11 protein-coding genes are annotated in these 8,718 nt (G+C 73.4%); 3 read left to right on the plus strand and 8 right to left on the minus strand.

What is annotated here, in order from left to right; all coding sequences use genetic code 11:
- Positions 1-21 precede the first annotated feature (21 nt).
- The 3 genes from OO57_RS31530 to OO57_RS31540 all read right to left on the minus strand — a co-directional run bounded on the left by OO57_RS31530 (position 22) and on the right by OO57_RS31540 (position 3,524).
- Positions 22-2,250, minus strand: a complete 2,229-nt coding sequence (locus OO57_RS31530; protein WP_158715294.1) for a histidine kinase — start codon at positions 2,248-2,250, stop codon at positions 22-24.
- A 153-nt stretch (positions 2,251-2,403) separates the two neighbouring features.
- On the minus strand, positions 2,404-2,814 hold the full coding sequence (locus tag OO57_RS31535) for a carboxymuconolactone decarboxylase family protein (protein ID WP_033256151.1): 411 nt from the start codon (positions 2,812-2,814) through the stop codon (positions 2,404-2,406).
- A gap of 20 nt (positions 2,815-2,834) precedes the next feature.
- Entirely contained in the window at positions 2,835-3,524 is a 690-nt protein-coding gene (locus tag OO57_RS31540; protein WP_033256152.1) for a class II aldolase/adducin family protein, read from the minus strand.
- A 167-nt stretch (positions 3,525-3,691) separates the two neighbouring features.
- Here OO57_RS31540 and OO57_RS31545 point away from each other — a divergent pair, with 167 nt between their 5' ends.
- Positions 3,692-4,069, plus strand: a complete 378-nt coding sequence (locus tag OO57_RS31545) for a MerR family transcriptional regulator (protein WP_033256153.1) — start codon at positions 3,692-3,694, stop codon at positions 4,067-4,069.
- Positions 4,070-4,170: 101 nt separating this feature from the next.
- Positions 4,171-4,449: a GlsB/YeaQ/YmgE family stress response membrane protein gene (locus OO57_RS31550; protein ID WP_033256154.1), complete on the plus strand. Its 279-nt coding sequence runs from the start codon at positions 4,171-4,173 to the stop codon at positions 4,447-4,449.
- 409 nt (positions 4,450-4,858) lie between these two features.
- Here OO57_RS31550 and OO57_RS31555 read toward each other — a convergent pair whose 3' ends face one another.
- Positions 4,859-6,289, minus strand: a complete 1,431-nt coding sequence (locus OO57_RS31555; RefSeq protein WP_033256155.1) for a DEAD/DEAH box helicase — start codon at positions 6,287-6,289, stop codon at positions 4,859-4,861.
- 131 nt (positions 6,290-6,420) lie between these two features.
- A complete protein-coding gene (locus OO57_RS31560; protein ID WP_030916923.1) occupies positions 6,421-6,624 on the minus strand; it encodes a cold-shock protein in 204 nt (67 codons plus the stop codon).
- 450 nt (positions 6,625-7,074) lie between these two features.
- Between OO57_RS31560 and OO57_RS31565 the strand changes: the two genes are divergently transcribed.
- Positions 7,075-7,296: a hypothetical protein gene (locus tag OO57_RS31565; RefSeq protein ID WP_033256156.1), complete on the plus strand. Its 222-nt coding sequence runs from the start codon at positions 7,075-7,077 to the stop codon at positions 7,294-7,296.
- 241 nt (positions 7,297-7,537) lie between these two features.
- Here OO57_RS31565 and OO57_RS44295 read toward each other — a convergent pair whose 3' ends face one another.
- The 3 genes from OO57_RS44295 to OO57_RS31575 all read right to left on the minus strand — a co-directional run bounded on the left by OO57_RS44295 (position 7,538) and on the right by OO57_RS31575 (position 8,545).
- Positions 7,538-7,687, minus strand: a complete 150-nt coding sequence (locus OO57_RS44295) for a hypothetical protein (protein ID WP_158715295.1) — start codon at positions 7,685-7,687, stop codon at positions 7,538-7,540.
- A 163-nt stretch (positions 7,688-7,850) separates the two neighbouring features.
- Positions 7,851-8,270, minus strand: a complete 420-nt coding sequence (locus OO57_RS31570; protein WP_033256157.1) for a hypothetical protein — start codon at positions 8,268-8,270, stop codon at positions 7,851-7,853.
- Positions 8,267-8,545 carry a hypothetical protein gene (locus tag OO57_RS31575; protein WP_033256158.1) on the minus strand — a complete coding sequence of 93 codons (279 nt, stop codon included), beginning with the start codon at positions 8,543-8,545 and terminating at the stop codon, positions 8,267-8,269. The genes OO57_RS31570 and OO57_RS31575 overlap by 4 nt, the downstream gene beginning before the upstream one ends.
- Positions 8,546-8,718: the final 173 nt, after the last annotated feature.

Consider the following 8,718-nt stretch of genomic DNA (forward strand, 5'->3'; position numbering starts at 1 on the left):
TCCCGCCCGGGTCAGCCCGGGTCAGTGCAGCGGGGTCCCGGCGGGCAGCGGGGCTTTGGTGTGCAGTGGGGCCCCGGCGTGCAGCGGTGCTTCGGTGCGGAGCGGCACTTCGGCCCGCAGCAGGTACCAGCCGTCGTCCGGACCGGCCGTCAGGGTGCCGCCCGCCTCGGCGAGCCGGACCGACAGGCCGCCGATCCCGGACCCGGGCGCGGTGACGCCCTCCGGGACGCCGTCGTTCTCCACCTCCAGGCGGGCCGTCCCGGCGGCCGTCGAGACGGCGATCCGGACGTGCTCGGCCCGGCTGTGCCGCAGCACGTTGGTGACCGCCTCGCGCAGCACCACACCCAGCACCGCCCCCGTCTCGGGCGGCACCGGCTCCTCCTCCAGCTCCACCGTGATCGCGGCCGCCTCCAACACCGCTGCCGCCGAAGCCAGTTCGCTGCCGAACATCAGCCGGGGGCCGTCGCCCGCCAGTGCGCCGAGTTCGGCACGCCCGCGTTCGGCCAGCCGCCCGATGTCCGCCAACTCGGCCCGGCAGCGTGGCGGATCGGCTTCCACCAGCCGCCGGGCCAGCTCGGCCTTCAGCAGGATCGCGGCCAGGCCGTGCCCCAGCAGGTCGTGCAAGTCCCGTGCGGCGCGCAGGCGTTCGGCGACCACCCCGGCACGGGCCAGCCCGGCCGTGGCCTGCTGCAGCTCCCGCACCAGCCGGACCAGCCGCAGCACCGCGTACACCACCGTGCAGGTGACCAGCGCGCTGACGGTGGTCAGCAGCACCGACCAGAATCCGTCCCCGCCGACCGCTCCGCCGATCACCCCGGCGGCCACCGCCACCGCGCCGGCCGCCGTTGCACCCGCCCGCAGCGGCAGCGCGAACAGCAGCGAACCGGCCAGGATCCCGGCCGCGCCGATCCAGTTCCGGCCCAGCCACGGCAGCGGCAGCAGGGCCAGCACCGTCGAGGCCAGCAGGGCCGGGCGGGCGTACCGGGTCGCGTCCAGGATCGAGAAACGGGCCTGGAAGGTGCAGAACACCGCCGTGCACACCACACCGAGGGCGAGTTGCGACGGCGGGACGAACATCAGCACCCGGAGGCAGAACACGGTGAGCAGGAACCAGTACAGGCCGAGCGCGGTCCGCAACTCGGGCGGGTCCACGGGCGGCGGAGCGGGCGTCGCGGCCACCGACGCCTCCACGGCGAAGCGCCCGTCCGCCTCCAGGCCCGCCGTCAACCGGCCCCCGACCGCCCGGACCCGCTCCGCCAGACCGTCCAGCAGATCCGCACCGAGCGCCGCCGTCGGCACGCCGTCGCTCACCACCCGCAGCACCACCCGCCCGGCCCGCTCCTCGGTCGCCACCTCGCACCGCCGTGCGTCCCCGACCCGCACCACCGCGGTGACCGCCTCACGCAGCACCGTCGCCAGCACCGTCCCAGCCGGGCCGAGCGGCTCGCGGTGCCCGATCCGCAGATCCGCCGCGACACCCGCCGATGCCAGTAGCGCCCGGGCACTCGCCGCCTCCGGGGCCAACGAGAGGCTGCGCAACTTGGCGGCGGTGGCCCGGGCGGCGGCCAGGGTCCGGCGTGCGGACGAGATCAGTTCGTCCAGCAGCGAAGTGTGGTGGTGTGCTGGCGGGGTCTGTTCGTCCGGCACCGAAGTGTTCCGGCGCGCCGCCAGATCGCTGATCCCGGCCAGCCCCGCATCCAGGGCGCCGACCAGCCCCGACGCGATCCGCAGCCGTTCGTCGGTGACCGCGGACGCGGCGAGGGCGAGCCGGGCGGCCCGGACGCGGTCCGCCAACCGGGCGAGCGTGATGACGGCGTACAGCATGGCGCCGCCGAGCGCGATCGTCAGCAGCAGGTCGACGGCGTCCCGCGGACCCGTGCCCCGGACCGTCTCGATCAGCCCCGCCCCGGCGATCAGCAGGAGCAGTGGCAGCAGTCGGCGTTCCAGCAGCAGAGAGGCGGTGGGCAGGCACAGCAGCCCGACCGACACGCCGAGCGGACCGACCAACAGGAGGGCGACCACCAGCTCCACGGCGGTCCAGCCCGCCCAACCGGGGTGGTCCCGGTGGTGCCGCGACTGCAACGCCACCAGGGCGAGGCATCCGGCCACCACCGCCACCCCCGCCACCGGCTCCGCGGGCACCCGCCCGAGCCCCTTCAACAGGTGTGCCGAGGCCAGTGCGGCAACCACCGCGACCACCAGCACCCGCACCACGCGCGGCCCGACGTCCCGCCCCCGTTCTCCCTCCACGCCGCGCATCGTACGCCGCGGCGATCACCTGCCCCGCGGCCCGCGACCCGCTGCGCGGGCCCGATGAACGGATCGCACGCCCCGACCCGGCGGACGGACGCCTGACCACCGAAGGCACCCGGCCCCGCACCCCGGTCGGCAGTCAGCCGACGGTCAGTCGGCCCGGTCGTGGTCGTGGTCGTCCGGGAGGAGCTCGACGACGATCTCCAGGCCGAGCGCGTAGGCCGGCGTGCCCGAGGTGATGAGCGCGGTCTCGGCGACCCCGATCAGGTCGGTGACCGCGGCGCCCGCGTGGAGCGCCCCCCGGGCGTGGATCCGGGCCGGTTCCGCCCGGCCGAGGGCCAGCAACTGGCCGAAGTGGACCAGCTGTTGCACCCGGCCGCCGAGCGGATTGTCCGCCAGCACGACGTCGCGCAGCGCCGTGAACGCCTCCTCGGTGGGGAGCCGTCCGAACGCCAGGGCCACCCGCAGCCGGTCCTCCACGCCGCGGGGGACGGCCCCGAGCGTCGAACGGTAGCGCTCCCGCAGGGCCTCGGAACGCTCGGCGGAGGTACGGCCGGCCACGGCGCGTCCCGTACGGCCGGTCACGGCGCGACCCGCGCGATCGAGGCCCGGACCGCCTCCAGGGCGCCCGCGGGGAAGTCCACGGCCCCGCCGATCGCCGCGGCGGCGATCTCGGCCTCGGCGCTCTCCTCGATCGCCACCACGAGGTGGGCCGCGGCCGCCGCGTCCGGGCCGAACACCAGCAGCCCGTGGTTGGCCAGCAGCACCGCGGACGTCGTCGGGCGCCGCTCCAGGACGTCGACGATGCCCCGGACCGACACGTCCGACCCGCGCGGCCCCCAGGGCACCACCGGCACCTCCTCGGGCTGCCCGAAGCGGAGCATCGGCTCGGTGCGGCACGGCAGCGGCCGGTGCGCCACCGCGAAGGCGGTCGCGGCGGGCGAGTGCGTGTGCACGATCGCGCCCACCTGCGGCCGGGCGCGGTAGACGACGCCGTGCATGGTGGTGATCTCGGCGCTGACGGAGCGCAGTTCACCGGCCAGGAGCCGCCCGTCGAGGCCGACGGTCGCCAACTGGTGCGGTTCCAGGTCGCGGACGAACCCCGGGGACAGCAGGAAGCTGTCGGAGTCGAGCCTGGCGCTCAGGTTGGCGTGGCCGGAGTGCGACATCACCCCGGCCGCGAAGAGCTGCCGCGCGGCTTCGACGAGTTGGTGGGCCCGGCTCCGCGCCTCGGGCGTCCCGGTCGCCCCGGTCGCCCCGGTCGCGTCCATCGTTTCCATCGTCTGCTGCGTCCTTCCGACGTCCTTCCGGTGACGGCCCGTTCGCCGCCACCGCACCTGTCGGCCACTCTGCGACTTGAACTAAGGTTCAAGTCAAGCGCCGACCCGGGGCCGGTACGGCGTTCGAGGACGCGGAAAAGGAGCGGTGGAACGTGCTCATGACGATCGGTCAGCTCGCCGAGGCCACCGGCGTCCCCGCCTCCGCCATCCGCTTCTGGGAGCGCCACGACCTGCTGCCCGCCCCCGAGCGCCGGAGCGGACAGCGCCGCTACCCGCCGCAGGCCGTGCAGCGGATCGTGCTGCTGCGCACGTTCCAGCAGGCCGGGTTGAGCCTGGCCGAGATCAGGGAGTTCCAGCAGGACCAGCCGCGCCGCCAGGCGATGATCCGCGCCAAGCTCGCCGAGGTCGAGCAGCGCAGGACCGACCTCGACCACGCCCACCAACTCCTCACCCACGCCCTCCGGTGCAGCCGGACGGACATCGTCGGCTGCCCGACCTTCCGCGAGGAGATGGCGGCCTGGAACCGCCCGGGCTGACGCCGCCCGTTCGGGTTCCACCGTCGAACCGGGTTTGAAAATCCCGCCACCGCGAAGACGATCCCCGTCACTGTCCGCACCCGCAGGAACGGGAGAAACACATGAGCATCCTCGCCTGGATACTGATCGGACTGATCGCGGGCGCCATCGCGAAGGCACTGATGCCGGGCAAGGACCCGGGCGGCATCATCATCACGATGCTCATCGGCATCGCGGGCGGCCTGCTCGGCGGTTGGCTCGGCAAGGTCCTCTTCGGCGTCGACTCCATCGACGGCTTCTTCGACCTCTCCACCTGGGTCGCCGCCGTCGCCGGCTCGGTCATCCTCCTCGTCCTCTACCGACTGGTCACCGGCGGCCGGCACCACCACCGCCACGTCTGACCGACCGGGCGCACCCGCGGACCTGTCCCCCCGGGGGGACACAGACCGCGGAGCAACCCGCAACCGCCCCGCGGGCGGTGGGACGGCCCGCACGCTGCACTTTTCCAGCAGCGTGCGGGCCGTTCGGCATGACTCCCCGCCGCTGCCGCTGCCGACGCCGACACCGCTGCCGACGCCGCGTCAACTGTCCGCCGCCCGCCGGGAGAAGAACCGCGGACGAGACGTCGGACCCCGGCACCGGTCAGCAGCCCCACCGCCCGGAGCCGAGACGCTGCACCACGCCGAATCCGTCCGCCGGTCGGTCCAACTCACCCAAGGCGCAGGCCCGTTGCCGACCGGCCTGCTGCCCCTACGGCCGTCCGCAGCAGCTCACCGTACGACCCACGTTCCAGGTCCCACGCCCTACGCCCTACGCCCGGGACGCGGTACCGCCCGAGCCGCCGGAGACCTGGCGGGTGCGGCCGGCAGCGCCCGGGCGGCCGAACCGGTTCCGTGCGGTGGGCCGGGGGCGGCGGGGCCGTTCGACGACCGGGTCGGGGATCGTGACGGGCACGCCGGTGGGGGTTCGGGCGCCGGTGATCCGGGCGAGGTCCTCGCTGCCGGCCCGGACCTCGGTGGTGACGGGGGCGACGCCGGCCGAGGCCATCATCCGGGCCGTCCCGCGGCGCTGGTTGGGGAGGACCAGGGTGACGACGGTGCCGGACTCGCCGGCCCGGGCGGTGCGTCCGCCGCGGTGCAGGTAGTCCTTGTGGTCGACGGGCGGGTCCAGGTTGACGACCAGGTCGAGGCCGTCGACGTGGATGCCGCGGGCGGCGACGTCGGTCGCGACGAGCGCGGCCACCTGGCCGTTGCGGAACTGCTCCAGGGTGCGGGTGCGCTGCGGCTGGGACTTGCCGCCGTGCAGGGCCGCTGCCCGCACGCCGTTCGTGAGCAGCGCCCGGACCAGGCGGTCCGCGCCGTCCTTGGTGTCGGTGAACATGATCACCCGGCCGTCGCGGGAGGCGATGTGCGCGATCGTGGCGTCCTTGTCGGTGTTCCGCACGTGCAACACGTGGTGCTCCATCGTGCCGACCGCCCCCGCGGAGGGGTCCACCGAGTGGGTGACCGGGTCCTTCAGGAAGCGCCGCACCAGGCTGTCGACGTTGCGGTCCAGCGTGGCGGAGAACAGCATCGTCTGCCCGCCCTCGGCGACCTGCTCCAGGAGCGCGGTGACCTCGGGCAGGAAGCCCAGGTCGGTCATCTGGTCGGCCTCGTCGAGGACGGTGACGGCGACCTGGTCCAGTCGGCAGAGCCTGCGCTCGATCAGGTCCCCCAGCCGGCCGGGCGTGGCCACCACGACCTCCGCGCCACGGTTCAGCACCTGCGCCTGGCGGCGCACCGGCACCCCGCCGACCACGGTGGCCATCCGCAGGCGCGCCGCGTGGGCGTACGGGGTGAGGGCCTCGGTGACCTGCTGCGCGAGCTCACGGGTGGGCACCAGGACCAGTGCGAGCGGCTGCCGCGGTTCGGCCTGCCGTCCGATGGTGCGGGCCAGCACGGCGAGGCCGAACGCGAGCGTCTTGCCGGAGCCGGTGCGGCCCCGTCCCAGCACGTCGCGTCCGACCAGCGAGTTCGGCAGCGTCGCGGCCTGGATCGGGAAGGGGGCGGTGACGCCCCGCCGCGCCAGGATCGTCAGCAGTTCCCCCGGCAGGTCCAGTTCCTCGAACGAACCGACCGCGGGCAGCGCCGGCACGGTGCACACCGGCACCGCGAACTCCTGCCGGGAGGCGGACCCCGCACCGCCGCCGGGTACGGGCCCCGAACCGGAGCGTCGGCGCGGAGAACGGCTGGAGCGGTTCATGCGGAAGACCCTTCTCGGGGCTCGGGGGAGGCGGCGGCCACCGGGCCGACACAAAGCCGAAGGGCCCGCACCGGGCACCATGTGCGCGGCGCGGGCCCCTCGCTGCCAGGCGGTTGCCGTGGCAGTGGGAACTACAGCGGGCGAATGTTCTCGGCCTGCGGGCCCTTCTGGCCCTGCGTGACGTCGAACTCGACCTTCTGGCCCTCGAGCAGCTCGCGGAAGCCGCTGGCGTTGATGTTCGAGTAGTGGGCGAACACGTCCGGGCCGCCACCCTCCTGCTCGATGAAGCCGAAGCCCTTTTCCGCGTTGAACCACTTCACGGTGCCATTAGCCATGTAAAAAATCTCCTTCAAGGGACCTTCCGGAACCCGCACGATACGAGCACCGAGTCACCGTGATGAGCACCCGCCCGAAAAACATCCGGAAAACAGAAATACGCCCGCGATACATCACGCAGGCGCACACAAAGTTCATGGGGACCACTACCGCAACTACTTCGACTGTAGCAGCCCCGAGCCCGCAGTGGGGGGACATTTCGCCCCGGATCTTGGCGGCCACCACCCCGCCCGGCCGGGGCCCGGTGCCGCCCGGACCCCAACGCCCTTGCCACCCCTGCCGGTTGGCCCGATCCGCCACGGTGCCACGGCGCACCGGGCAACCCGCCGATCCCGCCGGCCCCCGCCCCCGCCGGGAGTGCCGTTCGACACACCCGGCATTTCGGTCATCCGGAATTCGGGCCGTCAGAAAGGGGCGCCGGCGGCCCTGCACGGCGCATACTGGACTGGATGAAAAAGCCTGAAGCAGTTCGCCGACACCTGCCCACCAGCCCCTTCAAGGCCAAGGCCGAAGCGCCCCGCAAGCACTTCGCCGTCGGCGACCGCGTCACCCACGACGCCTACGGCCTCGGCCGGGTCATCGGCGTCGAGGGCGACAGCGCCGTCCTGGTCGACTTCGGATCCCGACAGGAGCGCATCGCCGAGCCCTACCGCGGGATGTACAACCTCTGACCACCCCGCACCCGCCCGCACCTGCCCGCACCCGCCCGCAGGGTCAGCCCCTCCCCGCCCGAAGGCAGGGGCCGGGGGGCGATCCGCCGACGGGCGGGCAAGCACGAGCTCTCGGCGCTGCTCGGCGGAGGCCCGCAAGGCGGGCCCGGAGGACTTCCCCGCCTGAAGCCCCCTCGGCCCCCACTGAGACCACGACGCCTGGTGCCCGCGGCTCGATCGATCCGCTGCCGGCTGCTGCCGGTCAGCCATCGGTGTCTTTGGGCTGCCGCGGCGAGGCATGGCGGTCCACCGGGCCGAACGAGTCGCCCAGGGCCTGGACTACGGTCTTGCGGCCGTCACTGAACCTGATCATGCATCCGAGATCGAGGTCCACGTCCTTGATGGACGGCACGCTCCCGGACGGTGGATCGAGGTGAAGCGGGTGCAGCCGACATCGAAGCCTTGACCCGGCTCCCCGGAACGGGTGTTCGCCGATCCGTGATCGCCTCGACACCGGACCGCTCTCCGTAGAGCTGAGCGGAGTGCGGGCCGCGGGTCCGGAAGGACTCGGAAGGTCAGACCTTCACCACCACGACGTGGTCCGGCAGCAGCCTCTCCAGATCCTCCGGGTCGGAGGTGAAGACCGTCACCTGGCCCCGCTGCCGCAGTGCCACCACGGCGAGCACGGCGTCGATCGCGCACTCGTGCCCGTGCAGGCCGGCATCCGCCAGCAGCCGGCGCGCCTGTCGCGCCTCGTCCTTGCCCAGCCTGGCGACGTTCACCCGTGACAGCACCCAGTCCCAGCGCTGCTCCGTGGTGCGCGCGTCGTACGCCTCAACCAGGGTCATCGGCGAGGTGACGACCTCCGCCTCGCCGCGAGCTGCGAGATCGAGCCGGGCGATCATCATCCGGTCGCCGCGGACCGCGAGCGACAGGGCCTCGCTGTCCAGTACGAAGACGCGCGGCCGCCGGACTCCCTCGGCGGGCTTCTTCACGCGGCCGCCCCGCGGCTCTTGCCACGGGCCGCACGGCGCCGGTCGTGCTCCGCATCGAGGTCGTCCAGCTCCGCGTAGGCGGCAGCCCGTTCGTCACCGTTGACCGGCCCGTGCTCCTCCTCCAACCAGACGACCAGCTCCTGCAGGCGGTCGCGGTCGCGCTTGGCCCGGAGGGCCTCGGCGACGTAGGCGGAGAGGCCGCGATCGGCGCTGTCCGCGCGGATCTCGTCCAGCAGTTCCTCGGGGAGGGTGACGGTGACCTTCTTGGTTGCCATACATGCCACCATACTCGCCATATAGTAGGGCGGCCTGGCTTCTCGGGAAACGCCGAGGGCCCGGACCGCAGTTGCGGATGCTGTTGGTGAATTGCGACTGATCGACTGCGGTCGGTGATGCCGGTCTCCGAGACTTGTCTCGGAGACCGGCGTTCGTTGTTGTGGGGGTGTGT

This window comes from Kitasatospora phosalacinea (assembly GCF_000717185.1).
Lineage (GTDB): Bacteria > Actinomycetota > Actinomycetes > Streptomycetales > Streptomycetaceae > Kitasatospora > Kitasatospora phosalacinea_A.